At 67.7% G+C, this 19,297-nt stretch carries 20 protein-coding genes; 15 read left to right on the plus strand and 5 right to left on the minus strand.

The window, feature by feature from the left end; translation table 11 throughout:
- The first annotated feature begins 33 nt into the window (after nt 1-33).
- The 3 genes from CXQ96_RS01020 to CXQ96_RS01030 all read left to right on the plus strand — a co-directional run bounded on the left by CXQ96_RS01020 (nt 34) and on the right by CXQ96_RS01030 (nt 3,948).
- Nucleotides 34-2,622: a beta-mannosidase gene (locus CXQ96_RS01020; RefSeq protein ID WP_104116171.1), complete on the plus strand. Its 2,589-nt coding sequence runs from the start codon at nt 34-36 to the stop codon at nt 2,620-2,622.
- Nucleotides 2,619-3,536 (plus strand): ROK family protein, encoded by a 918-nt coding sequence (locus CXQ96_RS01025; protein ID WP_104116172.1) that lies wholly within the window; start codon nt 2,619-2,621, stop codon nt 3,534-3,536. Before CXQ96_RS01020 ends, CXQ96_RS01025 begins: the two co-directional genes overlap by 4 nt.
- A 157-nt stretch (nt 3,537-3,693) precedes the next feature.
- The gene (locus CXQ96_RS01030; RefSeq protein ID WP_104116173.1) at nt 3,694-3,948 is read left to right on the plus strand and encodes a hypothetical protein; all 255 of its coding nucleotides are present in this window, start codon (nt 3,694-3,696) and stop codon (nt 3,946-3,948) included.
- A gap of 125 nt (nt 3,949-4,073) precedes the next feature.
- Here CXQ96_RS01030 and CXQ96_RS01035 read toward each other — a convergent pair whose 3' ends face one another.
- Nucleotides 4,074-5,096 carry a LacI family DNA-binding transcriptional regulator gene (locus CXQ96_RS01035; protein WP_104116174.1) on the minus strand — a complete coding sequence of 341 codons (1,023 nt, stop codon included), beginning with the start codon at nt 5,094-5,096 and terminating at the stop codon, nt 4,074-4,076.
- A 113-nt stretch (nt 5,097-5,209) separates the two neighbouring features.
- Between CXQ96_RS01035 and CXQ96_RS01040 the strand changes: the two genes are divergently transcribed.
- The 6 genes from CXQ96_RS01040 (at nt 5,210) to CXQ96_RS01065 (ending at nt 11,226) form a co-directional block, all read left to right on the plus strand.
- The gene (locus tag CXQ96_RS01040) at nt 5,210-5,944 is read left to right on the plus strand and encodes a sugar phosphate isomerase/epimerase (protein ID WP_104116175.1); all 735 of its coding nucleotides are present in this window, start codon (nt 5,210-5,212) and stop codon (nt 5,942-5,944) included.
- The gene (locus CXQ96_RS01045) at nt 5,941-7,062 is read left to right on the plus strand and encodes a Gfo/Idh/MocA family protein (protein WP_104116176.1); all 1,122 of its coding nucleotides are present in this window, start codon (nt 5,941-5,943) and stop codon (nt 7,060-7,062) included. The genes CXQ96_RS01040 and CXQ96_RS01045 overlap by 4 nt, the downstream gene beginning before the upstream one ends.
- Before the next feature lie 122 nt (nt 7,063-7,184).
- Entirely contained in the window at nt 7,185-8,231 is a 1,047-nt protein-coding gene (gene mgrA / locus CXQ96_RS01050; protein WP_104116177.1) for an L-glyceraldehyde 3-phosphate reductase, read from the plus strand.
- 89 nt (nt 8,232-8,320) lie between these two features.
- Nucleotides 8,321-9,259 carry a biopolymer transporter Tol gene (locus tag CXQ96_RS01055; RefSeq protein ID WP_258058710.1) on the plus strand — a complete coding sequence of 313 codons (939 nt, stop codon included), beginning with the start codon at nt 8,321-8,323 and terminating at the stop codon, nt 9,257-9,259.
- Nucleotides 9,256-10,485: a D-mannonate dehydratase ManD gene (manD, locus tag CXQ96_RS01060; RefSeq protein ID WP_104116178.1), complete on the plus strand. Its 1,230-nt coding sequence runs from the start codon at nt 9,256-9,258 to the stop codon at nt 10,483-10,485. Before CXQ96_RS01055 ends, manD begins: the two co-directional genes overlap by 4 nt.
- A 108-nt stretch (nt 10,486-10,593) precedes the next feature.
- On the plus strand, nt 10,594-11,226 hold the full coding sequence (locus tag CXQ96_RS01065) for a uracil-DNA glycosylase (protein ID WP_104116179.1): 633 nt from the start codon (nt 10,594-10,596) through the stop codon (nt 11,224-11,226).
- Between the two features lie 60 nt (nt 11,227-11,286).
- Here CXQ96_RS01065 and CXQ96_RS01070 read toward each other — a convergent pair whose 3' ends face one another.
- The 3 genes from CXQ96_RS01070 to CXQ96_RS01080 are packed head-to-tail and all read right to left on the minus strand — an operon-like array spanning nt 11,287 to nt 12,728.
- Nucleotides 11,287-11,499 (minus strand): hypothetical protein, encoded by a 213-nt coding sequence (locus CXQ96_RS01070; protein WP_104116180.1) that lies wholly within the window; start codon nt 11,497-11,499, stop codon nt 11,287-11,289.
- 46 nt (nt 11,500-11,545) lie between these two features.
- Complete coding sequence (locus CXQ96_RS01075) at nt 11,546-12,049, minus strand: MarR family winged helix-turn-helix transcriptional regulator (RefSeq protein ID WP_104116181.1); 504 nt, start codon at nt 12,047-12,049, stop codon at nt 11,546-11,548.
- 49 nt (nt 12,050-12,098) lie between these two features.
- Nucleotides 12,099-12,728: a hypothetical protein gene (locus CXQ96_RS01080; RefSeq protein WP_104116182.1), complete on the minus strand. Its 630-nt coding sequence runs from the start codon at nt 12,726-12,728 to the stop codon at nt 12,099-12,101.
- Between the two features lie 88 nt (nt 12,729-12,816).
- Here CXQ96_RS01080 and CXQ96_RS01085 point away from each other — a divergent pair, with 88 nt between their 5' ends.
- From CXQ96_RS01085 to CXQ96_RS01095, 3 genes are all read left to right on the plus strand, one after another.
- The gene (locus tag CXQ96_RS01085; protein ID WP_104116183.1) at nt 12,817-13,884 is read left to right on the plus strand and encodes a spore photoproduct lyase family protein; all 1,068 of its coding nucleotides are present in this window, start codon (nt 12,817-12,819) and stop codon (nt 13,882-13,884) included.
- Nucleotides 13,885-13,951: 67 nt separating this feature from the next.
- Nucleotides 13,952-15,115, plus strand: coding sequence for a glycoside hydrolase family 26 protein (locus tag CXQ96_RS01090; RefSeq protein WP_258058711.1), 1,164 nt, complete (start codon nt 13,952-13,954; stop codon nt 15,113-15,115).
- Nucleotides 15,116-15,177: 62 nt separating this feature from the next.
- Nucleotides 15,178-15,861 carry a YqjF family protein gene (locus CXQ96_RS01095; RefSeq protein WP_104116463.1) on the plus strand — a complete coding sequence of 228 codons (684 nt, stop codon included), beginning with the start codon at nt 15,178-15,180 and terminating at the stop codon, nt 15,859-15,861.
- 53 nt (nt 15,862-15,914) lie between these two features.
- Here the strand turns inward: CXQ96_RS01095 and CXQ96_RS01100 are convergent, their stop codons facing one another.
- Nucleotides 15,915-16,613 carry an SDR family oxidoreductase gene (locus CXQ96_RS01100; RefSeq protein ID WP_104116184.1) on the minus strand — a complete coding sequence of 233 codons (699 nt, stop codon included), beginning with the start codon at nt 16,611-16,613 and terminating at the stop codon, nt 15,915-15,917.
- 157 nt (nt 16,614-16,770) lie between these two features.
- On the opposite strand from CXQ96_RS01100, the gene CXQ96_RS01105 reads away from it, so the two are divergent.
- From CXQ96_RS01105 to CXQ96_RS01115, 3 genes are read left to right on the plus strand one after another with little or no spacing between them, the layout of a single operon-like run.
- The gene (locus CXQ96_RS01105; RefSeq protein WP_104116185.1) at nt 16,771-17,217 is read left to right on the plus strand and encodes a nuclear transport factor 2 family protein; all 447 of its coding nucleotides are present in this window, start codon (nt 16,771-16,773) and stop codon (nt 17,215-17,217) included.
- Nucleotides 17,214-18,629, plus strand: a complete 1,416-nt coding sequence (locus tag CXQ96_RS01110; protein WP_258058712.1) for a cytosine permease — start codon at nt 17,214-17,216, stop codon at nt 18,627-18,629. The genes CXQ96_RS01105 and CXQ96_RS01110 overlap by 4 nt, the downstream gene beginning before the upstream one ends.
- Nucleotides 18,616-19,272, plus strand: a complete 657-nt coding sequence (locus CXQ96_RS01115; RefSeq protein ID WP_104116186.1) for a cyclase family protein — start codon at nt 18,616-18,618, stop codon at nt 19,270-19,272. Before CXQ96_RS01110 ends, CXQ96_RS01115 begins: the two co-directional genes overlap by 14 nt.
- The last annotated feature ends 25 nt before the right edge of the window (nt 19,273-19,297 follow it).

The following is a 19,297-nucleotide window of genomic DNA, read 5'->3' on the forward strand; positions in this document are numbered from 1 at the left end:
GAGCCCCTGCACACCGACCACTGGAGTAAGTGCATGAACCTCACGACCATCGCCCCACAGATCCTGGACCTGGGCGGCGCCTGGAACCTGACCTGGACCGCAGGGCCGGACGACGCCCCGTCCTACGCGACGGCCGGTGCGCCGATCCCGGCCACCGTGCCGGGGCAGGTCCACACCGACCTGCTGGCCGCCGGCCTGCTCGAGGACCCGGACGTCGGCTTGCGGGAAGCGGACCAGATGTGGATTGGGCACTCGCAGTGGACGTACTCGCGGCGCTTCGAGTGGAACGCCGATCTGTCGGGAGACCGCATCGAGCTCGTCGCCGACGGCCTCGACACCTTCGCCACCGTCCGGCTGAACGGTCACGAGATCGCGGTGACCGCGGACCAGCACATCGGGTATCGCTGGAACGTCGCCCACCTCCTCGTGTCCGGTGATAACCTCCTCGACATCACGTTCGGGTCCGCCTGGGACGCGGCCCACGAGTGCGAGGCCAAGCTCGGCGAGCTGCCCCGCCCCTATGACGAGCCCTACCCCTATGTGCGCAAGAGCGCGTGCAACTTCGGCTGGGACTGGGGGCCACACTATGTCACCGCCGGCATCTGGCAGCCGATCCGGCTCGAGGCGTGGTCACGCGCCCGGATCGATTCGATCCGACCCGACGTGGTGTTGGAGGCGGGCGCGGCACGCGTCAGCGTGAGTGTGGGTGTCGAACACCAGGGGCCGACGTCGGGCCTGTCGGTCGACGCTGTCCTCACCGCCCCGGACGGCACCGAGTCCGCGCGAGTGAGTGTCCCGGCGGACGGGAGCGACGTCGTCCTCGGGCTGGACGTCGCCGATCCACAGCTGTGGTGGCCCGTCGGACTCGGTGGGCAACCGCTGTACGGACTGTCCGTCGAGGTGCGGGACGAGCACGGGACGTTGTCGTCCGCCGAGCGGCGCATCGGTCTGCGCACCGTGGTCGTCGAGGAGAAGCCCGACGCCGTCGGGACCACGTGGGCGCTGGTGGTCAACGGCCGCCGTGTCCGGGTGCGTGGCTACAACTGGATCCCCGACGACCCCTTCATCGCGGAGGTCACGGAGGAACGGCTGGGACAGCGTCTGGACCAGGCGGTCGACGGCGGAGCCAACCTGCTGCGCGTGTGGGGCGGAGGCTACTTCTCCACCGAGGAGTTCATGGCAGGCTGTGACGAGCGCGGGCTCATGGTCTGGCACGACTTCCTCTTCGCCTGCGCCGCGTACGACGAGTCGGCCGCCATGATCGACGCAGTGACCACGGAGGCCGAGCAGGCCGTTGCGCGGCTGTCCTCCCACCCGAGCCTCATGATCTGGTGTGGTGGCAACGAGTGCGTCTGGGGCATGTACGACTGGGGGTGGTCCGAAATCCTCGACGGGCGCCCCTACGGAGCAGCCTTCTACACCGAGGTGCTCCCGGGTGTCCTCGGCAGGCTCGATCCGTCCCGTCCCTACGTGCCCAACAGTCCGTGGTCAGGCTCACTCGACAAGCACCCGAATGACCGCGACTCCGGGCCCGTGCACATCTGGGAGGTGTGGAACAACGTCGACTTCGTGCACTACCGGGACGTCGACCCGCCCTTCGTCTCCGAGATGGGATGGTGCGCGCCGCCCGCCTGGTCGACACTGCAGCGTGTCGTGACAGAAGGCGAGCTCGTCCCGGGCAACCCGCAGGTGGCACACCACATGCGGGCCGCCGAGGGCATGGAGAAACTGGCGAGGGGACTGGCGCCGTACTTCGGCGAGCCGGAGGCGGCCGAGGACTGGCATTACCTCACGCAGATGGTGCAGGCCCGCTCCCAGGTCGCGGGCGCCGAGTGGTTGCGTACCCGCGAACGGTGCGCGGGCGTGGTCATCTGGCAGCTGAACGACTGCTGGCCCGTGCTGAGCTGGTCCGCCGTCGACGGCGACGGGATCGAGAAGCCCGTCTGGTATGCGCTCCGGCGCTCCTTCGCCGAACGGCTTCTGGCAATCGTGCCGGTCACTGCCGGCGGGACCGATGACCCGACGGGCCCGGACGGGCTCGAGGTGGTCGTCGTCAACGACGGCCTGAGCGACTGGACGGCCGACGTCGTCGTGCGCCGGCTCGGGCTCGACGGTGCGGAGATCGCCCGGGAACAGGTCAGCCTGACAGCCGCGGCGGACGGCACGTCCCGTTCGCTCCTGCCCGCCGCGCTGGTCGCACCGAGCGAGCGCGAGTTCCTCGTCGCCGACGCCGGCGGCTTCCGCTCCACCTGGTTCTTCAGGCCCGATGCGGCACTCACGCCCGTGGAGCCGCGGTTCTCGGCCCGTGCTGTCATCGAGGAGGGTGCACTCCGTGTCACCGTCGAGGCGCAGTCGCTGCTGCGCGACCTGTGCCTGTTCGCGGACCGTCTCGCGGATCAGCTCGGAGTATCGGCGCCGGACCTGACCGTCGACGACATGATGCTGACCCTCCTGCCGGGGGAATCCGCGGTCTTCACCGTCAGCAGGCGGGACGGCGCTCCCCTCGATGTGCAGGCGGACCTCTCGGCGGCCGAACTGTTCCCCGTCATCCGCTGCATCGGTGACGGCGCGGCCCTGGTGCCGGCCTACTCCGACGAGTCTGCAGGGGACATCGCACGATGATCGCGGGCATCGAGACCGGTGGCACCAAGGTGATCTGTGCGGTCGCCGATCCCCGGGATCCGGGGACACTGGTGGACCACGCCCGCATCGACACGACGACACCGGAGCGGACGCTGGGAGCCATCCGCGGCTTCCTCGCCCCGCACGCGGTGGAGGGACGGTTCGACGCCGTCGGGATCGCGTCGTTCGGACCGGTGGACGTCGACGCCGCGTCACCCCGCTTCGGCTGGATCACCTCCACCCCTAAACCGGGATGGCGCGACACGGACCTCATCACGCACCTCGCGCTGGCCCCGGGAACGCCGGTGCGTCTCGTGACCGACGTGACCGGCGCAGCGCTCGGTGAGCATCGTTTCGGTGCCGGACGGGGTGTCGACGACGTCGCCTACGTGACCGTTGGTACCGGCATCGGCGTGGGTATCGTCGTGAACGGCGCGCCCTTCACGCTGCGCAGCCATCCCGAACTGGGGCATCTCGTCATCAGGAGGCACCCACGGGATTCCTTCGCCGGGGTCTGCCCCTTCCACGGCGACTGCCTGGAAGGGCTCGCATCCGGGCCTTCGATCGAGGCGCGCTGGGGCAGGCCGGGGATGAATCTCGGATCGTTGCGGGAGGACGCCGTCGCGCTCTCCTCCTATTACATCGCCCAGTTGCTCGCCACGGTCACCTACGCGGCGGCACCGCAGCGGATCGTCGTGGGCGGGGGCGTGCTGAAGACGCCCGGCCTGCTCGCCGCCGTCCGGGAGCAGCTCGCGAAGCTGGTGGGCGGCGCGCTGGCCGGTCACCCGCTCCTCGACCCGGGCAGCGGGTACGTGGTCCGGCCGGAGTTAGGGGACGAGTCCGGGGTACGGGGCGCCCTTTCCCTCGCCGGCGACACCCGCTCCCGCGGAGCCGCGCTTGCGCTGATGGGTTAGCGCGGACACGCAGGGCCGGCAGAAGAAAATGCTGTTGCTGCGGACGGTCTTCGGGTAATCATTGAGGTGCAGCCAGCGACGCAAGGACCCGTGGGGGCGGTTTCGACGACCAGTCTGCAGACACATGGTCGCACCAGAGGAAGAGGGTTCCGTAGCAATGTCAGAAGCAGATCTCCACAGGCTCGCCGTTGCCGCAGCAGACAAGGAAACTGCAGCGTTCGAGCTCGATCACGCGGAGTTGAACCTGAAGGAAGCCGTCGTCGTGGCGCTCGAGCACGGAACCGATCCGAAAGTCATCGCCCAGGTCGTGGACCTCGAGCCGGAGGAAGTACTGGAGTTGACCGGCGCCCCGGACGAGCCGGCACTGCTGACCCTGGACGAAGCGATTCCAAGCGCTTCCGACCTCCCCTGAATCATCGACCGTAGCTGCGGGACCGCCCAGCGGGGCGGTCCCGCCTCACGACGCGTGTCGTGCGGCCCCGGGAACCGCGGGTCCTCGATGTCGGGCGAGTACTGGCAGGAGCACTGCCGCCGGCCCTAGGTGGGCGAGGTGCTCGACCTCACGACGAGTTCACTGCCCGGCATGGAGCGCGTCTGGACCTCTCCGGTGTCGAGCAGTGACAGCAGCAGTTCGGCGGCAACCCGTCCCTGCATCCCCGGGTTGCGGGACAGGGCGGTGACGGACGGCGAGGCGAGCTGGCAGTGCAGGGAGTCGTCCCAGCTGATGATCGCCACGTCGTCGGGACAGCGCAGGCCGAGGTCCCGAAGGGCCAGCAGCCCGCCCATGGACATGAGGTCGTTGCCGAAGACCACCGCCGTCGGGGGTCCGGCCGAGCCGGCAGTGATCAGGTGCGTCATCGCCTTCCTCCCCGATTCCAGTGCGTAGTCGGCTTCGTAGTGCTCCACGCGGATTCCGTGGCGCGCTGCGCACTCCCGCACGCCCCTGATCCGCTCTTCCTCGTGCAGGAACGTCTGTGGTCCAGAGACGTGCGCGATCCTCCGGTGCCCGCCGGCGTCGAGATGGTGGACGATCGTCGCGGAATCCGCGCCGTGGTCGGCGGTCGTACCCGATAAAGCGGGCGGCGAGCCGGTGTCCGGAGCGCCGTGCAGCACGAAGGGGAGGCCGAGCCGCTCCAGCAGGGCCGGGCGGGGGTCGTCGTGCAGGTGGTCGAACACGAGGACGCCGTCCACCTTCCGCTCGCCGGCCCACCGCTCGTAGGTAGCCCGTTCCTGCGCCGGATCCTTGGCGACCATCCTCAGCAACAGGGCCATGTCCCCCTCTGCGAGGGCTGTCTCTATGCCAGCCAGGAGGCCCATGTAGTAGGGCTCCGTGCCGATCAGCAGCGGATCGGCGGACAGCACCATTCCCACGGCGCCGGCGCGCGAGCGCGAGAGGGCCCGCGCGGACGAGCTGGGGTACCACTCGAGCTCCTCCGCGAGGTCCAGTACCCGGCGCCGGGTCAGCTCGCTGACACCCGGCTGGCCATTGAGGGCGTAGGACACGGATGCCTTCGAAATACCCAGCCGCTTCGCCAGACCGGCAATGGTTTCCTTGGCCATGGCTTACACAATAGCCCCACGATTTGCTTGACCGACCCCGGTATATCCCTTAGGTTCGTCGTATTACCTGAACCGGTTCAGTAGTCCCACTTTCTCAGCGAGGAGAATCTTCCGTGACGTATTCACTCCAGCTCTACACACTACGGACAGCGATAGGGGAGGACCTGCCGGGCACCATCAAACGCGTCGCCGGGCTGGGCTACACCGCCGTGGAGCCGTACAACTTCGTTGCGACGGCGGATGAGCTGGCAGAGGCCCTCAGCGCCAACGACCTCACCGCGCCGTCCGGGCACGCGCCGCTCCTCCGCGCCGATCAGGACGAGATCTTCGAGGCAGCCCGCAAGCTCGGCATCGGCACGGTCATCGACCCCCACGTGGAACGGTCCCACTGGACCTCGGACGAGGACATCAAGGCCACTGCGGACGCCCTCAATGCCGCAGCCAAGAAGGGCGCGGAGTACGGCATCAGGGTCGGCTACCACAACCACGAGTTCGAGCTCGAGGAGCGCATCGACGGCACCTCGGGGCTCGAGGTCCTGGCCCGTTACCTCGACCCCGAGGTGGTGCTCGAGGTGGATACCTACTGGGCAGCCGTAGGCGGCGAAGACCCGGCGGAGCTGCTCCGCCGCCTCGGTGACCGGGTGCGCTTCGTCCACATCAAGGATGGTCCGCTGACGAAGAACGACAAGGAGCAGGTTGCGGTCGGATCGGGCAAGATGCGCGTGTGGGACGTGCTCGACGCCGTTCCCGGCCTCGAGGCCGCCGTCGTGGAACTCGACGACTTCGACGGCGACATCTTCACCGCCGTCGCCGACAGCCTGGCCTACCTGAACGAGGGGAAGAAATGAGCACCGGAGCAGTGCGCACGGGCCCCGTCGGAGTCGCCATCATCGGTGCAGGGGTCATCAGCAAGGAATACCTGACGAACCTCACGAGCTTCCCGGACGTGAAGGTGCACATCGTCGCGGACATGTTCGAGGAGGTCGCCGCAGCGCGGGCAGCGGAATTCGGCGTCGCGTCGTCCGGTGGCGTGCAGGATGCCCTGAACCACCCCGACGTCGAGATCGTCGTGAACCTGACGATCCCCGCCGCGCACGTCGAAGTGGCCACGGCCGCGGTCAACGCCGGCAAGCACGTCTGGAGCGAGAAGCCGTTCTCCCTGGACCGAGAGAGCGGCGAGGGCCTCCTGAAGGCGGCTGATGCCGCGGGGCTCCGCCTCGGATGCGCCCCTGATACCTTCCTCGGCGCAGGCCTGCAGACAGCGCTGCGCCTCGTGGCACGCGGCGACATCGGCGTACCCCTGACGGCCCTGACCCTGATGCAGTCACCGGGTCCGGAGTCCTGGCACCCGAACCCCGCATTCCTCTTCCAGGAAGGCGCCGGACCGCTCTTCGACATCGGTCCCTACTATTTGACGACGCTCGTGCAGACGTTCGGCGCGATCACCAAGGTGGCGGGATTCGGCTCGAAGTCACGCGAGACCCGGACCATCGGGTCGGGCCCGAAGGCCGGCGAGGTCTTCGACGTGACCGTACCCTCCCACGTCAGCGCGATCGCCCAGTTCGCGAACGGGGAGTCCTCGCAGAGCATCTTCAGCTTCGATTCGCCGCTCAAGCGCGCCGGCTTCGTCGAGGTCACCGGTTCAGAGGGAACGCTCGCGTTCCCCGACCCGAACAACTTCACGGGCGACCTGATGCTCACGCGCCGCGGAGCCGACGAGCCCGAAGTTATTCCGGCAGTCGGAGCCACCTCCACGCGCGGCAGTGGGGTGCTCGAGATGGCGCGCGCCCTGCGTGAGGGCCGCCCGCACCGCGCGCAGGGCGAGATGGCCTACCATGTGCTCGATGCCATGGTCTCCATCTCCGAGAGCATCGAGACGGGCCAGTTCGTCTCGCTCTCGAGTACCGCGACGGCCGCCGAGCCACTGCCCGAGGACTGGGACCCGTACGCCTCCACCCTCTCCTGATCCCGGAGGGTGCCGCGGGTAGTCCCCGCGGCACCCTCCGTCCACCTCGGCGGCACATGCTTCTGCCTCCGCCCGGACCACCGACCGGTCCGGTCACTGTGACACCACGAACGGAATCCACCATGACGTACCACCCTGCTGATGACCGCTATGAGACGATGCCGTACCGCCGGGTGGGGAGGAGCGGGTTGCTGCTTCCGGCCGTCTCGCTGGGCCTGTGGCACAACTTCGGCGACGACAAGCCGTTCGGGACGCAGCGTGACATTCTTCGCCGGGCGTTCGACCTCGGTGTCACCCATTTCGACCTCGCCAACAACTACGGTCCAGCGGCGGGTAGTGCCGAGACCAATTTCGGCCGGCACCTGAAGGACGATTTCAGACCGTTCCGCGATGAGCTCGTGATCTCCACGAAGGCCGGGTACGGCATGTGGGCGGGCCCCTACGGCGAGTGGGGGTCGCGGAAGTATCTGTTGGCGAGCCTGGACCAGTCCCTGGAGCGTATGGGCCTGGAATATGTGGACATCTTCTACAGCCACCGCCCTGATCCTGACACTCCGTTGGAGGAGACGATGGGTGCGTTGGACACCGCGGTGCGGTCGGGGCGGGCCCTGTACGCGGGTATCTCGTCGTACTCGCCGGAACGTACGCTCGAGGCGGCCGCGATCCTTGCGGATCTGGGGACGCCGTTGCTGATCCATCAGCCCTCCTACTCGATGCTGAATCGGTGGACCGAGAACGGGACACCGAACCTGTATGAGGCGTTGGAGCAGTCGGGGGCCGGCTCGATCGCTTTCTCGCCGTTGGCGCAGGGCCTTCTGACGAGCCGTTACCTCGACGGTGTTCCGGAGGACTCGCGGGCGGCGTCCAACAAGTCCCTCGATGCGGGTCAGTTGAGCGAGGAGAACCTGCGCCGTATCCGTGGTCTGAACGGTATCGCGGAGGGTCGCGGTCAGACTCTCGCGCAGATGGCCATCGCCTGGGTGCTTCGGGACCAGGTCAAGGGCACCCCGGTCACGTCGGCGCTGATCGGGGCCTCGAGCGTGCATCAGCTCGAGGACAGCCTTGCTGCGGTGCGGAACCTCGACTTCACGTCCGAGGAACTGCAGGCGATCGACGAGTTCGCGGTCGACTCCGACATCAACCTCTGGGCCAAAGCCCTCGAGGCGTAGCCGCAGCGATGACGGTACCGCTGAGGACCGTACCGCGGGCGGTGCGGTCCCGCGCGGCACAGACCAGGGCAACACGCGGAAGGACCACCGTGGACGGGCAGACCAGCACGACGGACGACTATCCCGGCCACGCCGCGACGACGTCATGGCGCCAGCTCCTCCCCGGCCAGCGGTCCCGGCTCATGGTGTTCGACGTCGTCGCCCGCTCCGCGACGTGTGTCTTCGAGACCGAGGACTTCGTCATCGAGGCGCCGAACTGGACGCCGGACGGGGAGCGGCTCGTCGTCAACTGCGACGGGCTCCTGTACGGCACGGCCCCGGAGGAGGACAGCCAGCCAAGAGTCATCTACACGGGGTCGGTGACGGACTCGAACAACGACCACGTCATCTCCGCGGACGGCCGCTTCCTGTACCTCTCCTCGCAGGACGGGCACCTCTACGAGGTACCGATCGGCGGCGGAGAGGCGCGGCGCGTCACTAGGCCCGACGACGGCCTCGAAGCGCGCTACCTCCACGGCATCTCACCCGACGGCGGAACACTCGTACACATCGGCTGCCGTCGCCTCGGTGGCGTGACGACCTACAACATCTACGCCGTCAGCCTGCGGGACGGCGCCACCCGCAGGCTGACCGATTCCGAGCGCCCGCACGACGGCGTCGAGTACAGCCCGGACGGGCGCTGGCTCTACTTCAACTCCGAGCGCTGCTCGGAGCGCGCAGGGCATTCCCAGGTGTTCCGCATGCGCCCCGACGGCACCGGGGTGGAGCAGCTGACCTTCGACCCCCGCGTCAACTGGTTCCCGCACCTCTCGCCCGACGGCGCCGTCCTCGTGTACCTCAGCTACTCGACGGGAGTGCAGGGCCACCCGGCCAACGAGCCCGTGCTGCTGCGCGTCGCGGACAGCGATGCACGGAACGCCTGGGACGCCGTCGAGGTGTTCGGCGGCCAGGGCACGATCAACGTCAACAGCTGGGCGCCGGACAGTCGCCGCTTCGCGTATGTCGACTACCCCCTGGAGGACGCATGAGGATCATCGCTGCGGACGTCATCGTGACGAGCCCGAGCCGAAATTTCGTGACGCTGAAGATCACGACCGACGAGGGACTGACGGGGCTGGGCGACGCCACCTTGAACGGGCGCGAACTCGCGGTGGCGTCCTACCTGACGGACCACGTCACGCAACTGCTCATCGGCCGGGACCCTCACCGTATCGAGGACACCTGGCAGTTCCTCTACCGCAGCGCCTACTGGCGCCGTGGCCCCGTCACGATGGCCGCGATAGCCGCAGTGGACATGGCGCTCTGGGACATCAAGGGCAAGGCGGCAGGCATGCCCGTCTACCAACTGCTGGGCGGGGCCTCGCGCACGGCCCTGCGCACCTACGGGCATGCCTCCGGCCGGGACATCCCGGAACTCTTCGACTCCATCCGGCACCACCTCGAGGAGGGTTACAAGTCCATCCGGGTGCAGACCTCCGTGCCGGGCATCACCGCGCTCTATGGAGTCGCGGCTCAAGCCCAGGCCACGGGGGAGCGGTACGACTTCGAGCCCGCGGGCCGCGGAGCCCAGCCGACGGAAGAGGACTGGGACACCCGGGCGTACCTGCGGCACGTGCCCACCGTGTTCGAGGCCGTCCGCAACGAGTTCGGCCCGGAGATCCCGCTGCTGCACGACGGCCACCACCGGATGACCCCCATTCAGGCGGCGAAGCTCGGCAAGTCGCTGGAGCCCTACGACCTCTTCTGGTTGGAGGACGTGACGCCGGCCGAGAACCAGGAGGCGTTCCGGCTGATCCGCCAGCACACCACCACGCCGCTGGCCGTCGGCGAGATCTTCAACACCGTCTTCGACTTCCAGACGCTCATCAAGGAGCAGCTGATCGACTACGTGCGGGCGGCATCGACGCACTTCGGAGGGATCTCACCGCTGAAGAAGGTCATGGACTATGCGGCGCAGTACCAGATCAAATCCGGGTTCCACGGCCCCACCGATGTATCACCGGTCGGCCTGGCGGCGCAGACCCATGTAGGGCTGGCGATCCACAATTTCGGGATTCAGGAGTACATGGAGCACAGCGCGAAGACCAATACCGTCTTCGAGCAGTCCATGACCTTCACGGACGGCTACCTGCACCCCGGAGATACTCCCGGGCTAGGTGTCGAACTCAACGAGGAGGCCGCCGCATCCTTCCCGTACCAGCAGGCATACCTGCCCTACAATCGCCTCTCGGACGGCACGGTTCACGACTGGTAGGCGCCCCCGCTCGGGGAATCCGCCGGGTACTGGCGTAGGCTGGAATCCTGCGGACACGTTCGCGCCACCTCTGGCGCCGTCCGCGAGGAGGCGGAATTGGTACAGCGTATGTCAGACCCCACGTATCGGGCCCAGCAGTGGGAACAACGTTACGATCCGCAGATCGAGGATGTGAACCGGTTGTGCGACACGCTGGCCGAGTCCAAGCCAGGGTCGGCGGTTCCCTACATCGACCCGATCCACGACGTCGACGGTTGCAAGATCGTCAGTCTCTTCTCCAACCCGGGATCATCATTGCCTTCGGGTTTCGTCTCGTTCGAGAACGATGACCCCGCATCCATCCGGATGGCAGGCATCTACGAGGCCGTCGGTCTGCGCCCGGATGCCTTCATGCCCTGGAACGCGCACCCCTGGTACCTCCCGGAGGGCAAGGAACGCGCATTGACCATGGATCAGATCACGGACGGCGTCAAACCGCTCCTGACGTTCCTCCAGCAGGTTCCCCGAGCCTCGGCGCTCGTTGCGCACGGAGCCGACGCGCACAAGGCTGCGCGCCGCCTGATGAAGCTCGAGAATCGCGCCATCGCGAAGCGCGGGTTCAAGATCTACGAGGTACGGTCCCCCGGAGAACGGGCCTTCAAGGGCACCCCGGCCAACCAGGAGTTGTGGCTCAAGGACATCCAGTCGGCCTACGCCGACGCGATGGGCAGGGCCGGCATCCGCGCGCGCCAGTCCATCTAGCACTGCAGACGGGCAGGGCGAAGGGGGCCTCCCGGACGCAGTCGGCGGACCGGCCGGGGGCTACTCGTCCCGCTTCGTGGTGAGGTACGTGGAGCCGTCCGGATTCCGAACGACCCGCCACTGCTGGAGTTCCTCCTGGCGGGCGCGCTGGGCGTCATCGTCGCGATACACCACAGGGCCCGACGTCGTACCGCGCGCCGCAGGCCCGAAGAACATCCGCAGCTTGCCGGTCGCGCTCATGAAACGTGCCGACATCGGCTCCTTCTTGCTCATCTGCCAGTTCCTTCCTCGTGGCTGATCGTGCTGGTGTGATCGCGTGTCACGTGGTGTTGCCGGTGCTTCCAGCGCTTCCGGTGCGGGGGGAGGGGGGCAGGTCGGTCCCGGTCGCGCGGATGATCGCGTGCATGGCTTCGTTGAGCGTCTCCACTTCTGCCCGGGTCAGGCCGAGCCGCTCCATCATCGTCTGCGGGACCGAGAGGGCCTTCGTCCGGAGTTCGCGCCCCGCAGTCGTCAGTTCGACGGCGAGTGCCCTCTCGTTTCCGGGTGCCCTGGTCCGGGTGAGCAGGTCCAGCGCCTCGAGCCTCTTGAGCATGGGGGAGAGGGTGGCGGACTCCATCGCGAGTGCCTGTCCAAGGCTCCGCACCGTCCTGGGGCTCTCCTCCCACAGTGCGAGCATCACCAGGTACTGCGGATGCGTCAGTCGCAGCTCCTCGAGAACCGGACGGTACGCACCGACCACGCTCCGGGCCGCCACGGAGAGCGCGAAGCAGAGCTGGCGCTCGAGCAGCAGATCCTCATCCGTCGGGGTGGACGTGGTGGACATGCTGCCTCCTGCACTGTCGACGGTTATTCGGGGCCTGATAGTTAGTGTACTACTGGTCGAGTCCCACAAGGGACCGCGGCACGGCGGGATCGTGCGGGTGCGGATGTGGGCGGTCCTCGTACCGAACGATCGTGCCGTCCACCGCGCGCTCGCCGATCAGCGTCAGACCACCGGGGCGCATCTCGTACGCGTACGTCTCCCCCGTGCCGAGGACGGGCAGCTGGCGCTGTAGCGGTTTGGGACTACCTGTTCCGGGTTCGGGCACAGGCCGGCAGAGGGACACCGTGCCGTCCTGGTAGGCCAGCCCGCCGACGACCGTGCTGCGGCTCGTCGGTTCGATGAATGCGAAGTAGCCGCTGGCACGGGCGGGCAGCACGGTCGGTCTGGAGGGGAGCCCGCCGGTCTGGTTCGCGAAGGAGACGGCCTCGCAGACGCTGAGTGCCCTGTCCTGTGCCTGCACGCCCCTTTCGGGCCGAGGTGGCCCCTCCCCGCGGGAAGCAATGTTCGCAGCGAGGACCAGCAGCGCAGCGGCCAACCCGACGAGGTAGACGGTACGACGACGGCGCGGCAGGGCGGGTGGGGACGTCTCGGGCGCGTCGGAACGGGTCGCGTCATGGTCCCCGAGGTCGACGATGCCGACCCGGTCAGGGGTGTCGCCGCCCGTGGGACCGTGAGCCATGCGACCAGCGTAGGCCTCCCCGGAGGGACCGGGAAATGTCGGTGGCGAGCGATACCGTGGAGGCAAAGCCGACACGTCGAAGGGTCCAATGCTCCAGGCCAACAAGTTGCTCCAGGTCAGTCGTATCTATGTCGAGCCCGCGGCGGCAGAACTGCCCCGGGGCAAGGAGATTCTCGCGCGATGGCCCGAGGCCGACGTCGTGGAGGTGGCGAGTCACTGGCGTATCCCCGAGCTCAGCGGCGACGAGGCGAACGTGCGGCGCTGGGTCCGGATCAAGACCGAAGCGCTCGTCATCGGCATCAAGAAGACCCTCACGGCCAAGCCCAACGGCAGGTCGGCCGACTTCATCGCGCCCTCGACCGCCAACGGCTGCGCCATGGCCTGTGCCTATTGCTACGTGCCCCGCCACAAGGGCTACAGCAACCCGATCACGGTGTTCGCCAATATCGAGCAGATCAGCGGATACCTCGAGCGGCACGTGGCCCGCCAGGGCATGAAGCTCGAGCCGAATCAATGCGACGACCACGCCTGGGTGTACGACATCGGCGAGAACAGCGACTGCTCCGTGGACGCCCTCGTCAGCGACAACGTGCGCGATCTCGTGGAGCTCTACCGGGATCTGCCCACGGCGAAGCTGTCCTTCGCCACGAAGTACGTCAATCGGGACATGCTGACCTGGGACCCGCAGGAGCGCACGCGTATCCGCTTCTCGCTCATGCCGGAGAAGCTGGCCCGTGTGGTCGATGTACGCACGGCGCCCGTCGCGGAACGGATAGCGGCCATCAACGACTTCGTGGATGCAGGCTACGAGGTGCACGTGAATTTCTCCCCCGTGATCGTGACGCCGGGATGGCAGGAGGACTGGCGCGAGCTCTTCGGGCAGCTCGACGCCGCTCTCTCACCGGCAGCGAAGCAGCAGCTCGCCGCCGAGGTCATCTTCCTCACGCACAACCAGCAACTGCACGAGGTCAACCTGGGCTGGCATCCGCAGGCGGAGGAGATCCTGTGGCGACCGGACCTCCAGGAGACCAAGCGCTCCCAGAACGGTTTCACGAATGTGCGGTACATGGCCTATGACAAGCGCGGCTACCTCGACGAATTCCTCCGGCTCGCGAAGACCGGTCTGCCCTACTGCCGCATCCGCTATGCGTTCTGATCCGGGCCCGAACCGGCTCCTTCGTGGCCGGCCGTCGACCGGGCGCTCGAACCGGTAGGTTGGTCGGGTGGTCTCACATCTCGCACGCGTACTCACCGCGTTGCTCCTCCTCGTGCTGTGTGCGTGCAACATCAACCCGGCCGCCGTGGCGTGCGAGGACATCGATGGGCAGAACCTCGCCCCGGCCGACGGAACGCTGATGGGCGTGAACCTCGAATGGGGCAGGGAGACGCTCGCGGAGTACTCGGAGAGGCTCGGCGAGCGGCCCGCGGTGGCGGTCACCTTCGCGGACTTCCCCTTCGAGGAGGGCGAACCCGACCTCATCGCGTCGGCAGCCGAGCAGGTGCGTCAGCAGGGCGGAATGCTCCTGCTGACACTCGAGCCCCAGCAGGGCCTCGCGGCCGTAACCGATGAACGGGCCGATGAGCTCGCAGCGATGCTCGCGCACTTCAATACCAATGGTGTCCCTGTCATCGTCCGCTTCGCGCACGAGATGAACGGTTCCTGGTATCCCTGGGGACAGCAAGCCGACGAGTACGTCGCTGCATTCCGGCGCGTCGCCGACGCCGTGCACCGGGCCGCTCCGGGGTCGGCCATGATGTGGGCGCCGAACTATGCGGGCGGGTATCCCTTCTCGGGTGGATCCTACGAATCCCTGCCCGGAACCTCCGGCTTCCCTGAACTCGACACGGATGCCGACGGCACCCTGACCCCCTTCGATGATCCCTATGCCCCCTACTACCCCGGCGACGACGCCGTGGACTGGGTGGGCATGTCCCTCTACCACTGGGGCAGCACCTACCCCTGGGGGGAGAGCGAGATACCGGAGGAGGGCAAGTTCGTCGATCAGCTGACCGGCACGTACAACGGGAAGAACGGCGACGATTCGATGCTGCCGGACTTCCATGCGGAGTACGGCGTGGGCCACGACAAGCCCGTCGCCATCCCGGAGACCGCGGCGCTCGTCGTCGAGGGTATCGGTGACCTTCGGGCACTCAACATCAAGCGTGCCTGGTGGGAGCAGGTCTTCGACCCGGCGGTACACGAGCGGTTGCCCCAGCTGCGGATGGTGAACTGGTTCGAGTGGAACAAGGTGGAGCCCGAGGTGGGTGCCGCCGTGGACTGGACGGTGCTGGAGAATCCCGAGACCCGATCCGAGTTCACGGAGGCCCTCCCGGAGTGGTATCGCTTCGCGGAGGAGCCCGACGACTGCGGGGAGCAGCTGGCGTGACCACGCATCGCGAGCAGGACCCGGACCGGCACCTCGCGCCGACTCTGCCGCGGCCCGTCATCATGGATCAGTTCTGGGCGGACGCCGTGTTCCTGCACTGGCGGATCGGTGCTGAAGCCGTCGCGCGCTACATGCCCGCCGGCGTCGTCCCCGACGTGGTGGACGGTTCCTCCTGGGTCGGGTTGATCGGGTTTCGTATGGTCGGCGCCGGTCTGGGCCGGGGGTTTCCCGTGCCGTACTTCGGGAGTTTCAGCGAGATCAACGTCCGGCTGTATTCACGTGGCCCCGACGGCACGCGAGGGGTGGTGTTCGTGACCCTTGATGCCTCGCGCCTGGCCGTGGTTCTCGCCGCACGTGCCGGTGGGATCCCCTACGTGTGGTCGAAGTGCTCGCCTCTGACGCGCGGCGCCGAAGCCGAGCGGGAGTACGGGTACGACGTCGTCCGGTACCGCAGGCAGGCCACGTCCCGCTTCCTGGTCCTGCCGGAGATGGATCGGACGGCCGACGACGCGCTGTCGCTCGAGCTCACCGCCCGCTTCGGCCTGCACAGCACCCTCGCCGGCCGAACGCTCTACATCCCGAACACCCACAGCTCCTGGCCGCTCCACCATGCCGTCCTCACGGAGCTCGACGACGGGTTGCTGGGTGCCGCCGGGCTGCGCGTCGAGGGGCCACCGGAGTCGGTGCTGTTCTCACCGGGCGTGCAGACGCAGTTCGGGAAACCCAGCGTGGTGCGCCCCGGCTGACTGCCTCGCCATGCCGACGCCGGCCGCTCCTGCGTCCTACCGTGCGATCCTGATCACCCGAGGGTCATGCCCGAGGGTCGGATGCTGAGGGACTCCACGGTCGCATCCCTCGTCGCGTCGACGGCGAGGCGCACAGCCCTTGCCACCTGATCCGGCTGGATCCACGCCTCGGGCCGGTAGTCCTTGCCCTCCCACGCATGCAGTTCCTCCTGCATGTCGGTGGCGACCCGGCCGGGGTGGATCGAGCTGACCCTGACTCCGTGCGGCCGTTCCTCCTCGCGTAACGCGTCGGTGAAGGCGCGCAGCGCGAACTTGGTGCCGCTGTACACGGCCGAGCCCGCACCGGAACTGTAGCCCGAGCCGCTGTTGATCGCGATGACCTGGCCTCCGGCCGAGCGGAGTGCGGGTAGGAGCACCCGGGTCAGGGATGCGACGGCGAACACGTTGACCTCGAAGCTCTCGCGCCAGGCGTCGTCGGACAGTTCCGCGACCGCGCCCATCCGCAGGACGCCCGCCGAATGGATCAGGACGTCGAGCCGGGGTATGCCGGCGACGGCGGCGGCGACCTGCGCGGCGTCTCGCAGTTCCGCGGCGAAGGGTTCCGCCGAACGGAACGACGACGACAGTTCCGCAAGCGCATGCAGATCGCGACCGCCGAGCAGCAGGTGGTGCGTCGGAGCGAGGTTTTCGGCGATGGCACGGCCGATGCCGCGGGAAGCTCCCGTGACGAGGGCGACAGGTGTGGTGGACACCCCCTCACCCTAGCAAGGCGGCATGCCGGAGCCACGTCGCACGGGCACCTACGGACGCAAGGAGCTGCTGCCGCCCGTTGACAATGCGGTCCGCGTCACACAAGATCGCTAGACAACATTTGTTCACTGGGGGGCAACTCAATTGAGAGAGGGCATTGTGCCTGTACACGACCCACCCGCTGCACACCTCACGGAGGCTGAGGTCCTCGCGGCTGCGAGTTCGCTCGTCGCTGCCTTCCGCGCCACGGACACCCGCGCCTATTTCGACTCCTTCGCCGAGGACGCCACCTTCGTGTTCCACACCGAGCAACGCCGGCTCGCGAGCAGGGCGGAATACGAGGAGTTGTGGGGCGCATGGCTCGCCGACGGATGGCGGGTCGAGGAGTGCCTCAGCAGCAGCCCTCTGGTCCAGATGCTGGGCGCGACGGCGGTGTTCACGCATGACGTCCGTACGACGACCACGATCGTGGGCACCACCGAGACCACCCGCGAGCGGGAGACGATCGTGTTCCACCGATCGGGTACTCCGAACAGATCCATCCTCGCCGTCCACGAGCACCTGAGCCCCATCCCCGCCAGCGCCACGGAAGAAAGCACGCCATGATGAAACCCGGATCCACCTCCGCATTCCGGCGCCTGTCGGACCACCTCGACAAGAACTCCGACGGCTATGGACCGCTCCGGGGTACGCTCGGCACCGCCCGCATGGGCATGATCTGGCTGGCAGCAAACCTGGTGGTGACCACGCTGCTGACCGGCACGCTCTTCGTCCCCGGTCTGGACGTCGGCGTAGCGGTCGGCATGATCGTCCTCGGAACACTGATCGGCGGGTCCGTCCTGGTGCTCGTCGGAAACATGGGGACGCGGACGGGTCTGCCCACGATGTCCCTGACCAAGGCGTCCTTCGGGCTCCGCGGTTCCTTCCTGCCGGTGGTCGCGAACGTGCTGATCCTGATGGGCTGGAGCTGGGTGCAGGCGATGCTCGCAGGAGTCACCGTGAATTTCCTGGTCGAGCAGGCCACCGGGTTCTCGAGCCCGGTCCTGTTCTCCGTGCTGTGCCAGCTGCTCGTGGTCTGCCTCGCGATCTTCGGCCACGCAGGTATCGCGCGCGTGGAGCCATGGCTCGCCCTCGTGATCCTCGCGTTCATGGCCTACATCTTCACGGCGGCCTTCCTCGCCTTCAGCCCTGCTGAGTTCGCGTCGATCCCGCAGGATGTCGCAGCCGGCTGGACTCCCGTCGCGGCCCTCGACGTCGTGATCGCGACCGCTGTCTCGTGGACCGTCCTGTCCGCGGAGTTCAACCGGCTCGCGCGGACGCAGTCCGCCGGCATGATCGGCTCCGGCATCGGGTACACACTGTCGACCGTGCTCTCGATGACCCTCGGCGCCGTGGCCATCGGGTACGTGGTGCTCGACGGCGGTGAACCCGTGCCGTTCGATCCCACCGTGATCGTCGCCTCCTTCGGCGCGCCGCTCGCCGTCGTGATCTTCCTGTCCGTCATGGCCACCAACACCATGGTGGTGTACGGGATGGTCGCGTCCGTGGTGAATATGGCGCCGTCCCGCCGGGTCACGTTCCTGCCGACGGCGATCGTCCTCGGCGTCATCTCGATCCTCGGGTCCACGTGGCTGGCGCTCTTGAACCAGTTCACGGCCTTCCTCGTGGTGATCGGAGCGTTGTTCATCCCGGTCTTCGCCATCATGATCGTCGACTACTACGTGGTGCGGGCGCGCCACTACGGCCGGGACATCCTCCGGGCCGACGGAGGCGAGTACTGGTACAGCGGTGGGGTCAATATCGCCGCAGTGCTGGTCTGGCTCATCGGGGCCGGCGCCTCCCTGCTCCTGACCTACGTGGTGCCAAGCCCGATCGGGGCGACCATCCCCACATTCGTGCTCTCGGCCCTGCTGTACCTGGCCTGGGCGGCGGCCACCGGACGCATCGACCGGACGAACCGCGCACACGCCCACCTCCTGGACCTCCCTGAGACCGACCGGGCGCATGCGGGTCGTTGACCTCTCCCAGCCGATCCACACGGGGATGCAGGTCTACCCGGGCGATCCCGACGTCACCCTGACGACCGTGGCGACGGTCACCGAGGACGGCTACCAGGTCGCGTCCCTCCATGCCGGATCCCACACGGGGACCCATCTCGACGCGCCGCTCCACTCGATTCCGGGCGGCGGGTCGGTGGATGACATCGATCTCGCCCGGTTGATCGGGCCGGCGCGGATCGTCCGGTGTACCGGTCTGGCGCCGAACGAGGTGGTGACGTGGCCCTCGGTCGCCGATCAGCTGGGGAATCTCGACGGACTCGCCATGGTGATGTTCCGGACGGGGTGGTCCGAGTACTTCGGGGAGGACCGTTACCTCGAGCACCCCGTCCTGGCTCCCGAGGTGGCACATCGACTCCTGGCGGCCGGGATCGATGTCGTCGGGGTTGACACCCTCAATCCGGATCCGACTCTAGACAACGAAGGACGATTGCCGTTCCATACCGCGTTCCTCGGCGCGGGCGGAGTGATCATCGAGAATCTCACGAACCTGGTCGAGGTCACCTGGGACCGGCCGGTGGTGTCCGTGCTCCCTCTGGCACTCGCAGGCGCGGACGGTGCTCCTGTCCGCGCCGTCGCGCTCGATGCGGATGGTCGCCGCTAGGCGTCCATCCGTCGCGGCGTCCAAG

This window comes from Arthrobacter sp. B1805, assembly GCF_002929745.1.
Taxonomy (GTDB): domain Bacteria; phylum Actinomycetota; class Actinomycetes; order Actinomycetales; family Micrococcaceae; genus Arthrobacter_D.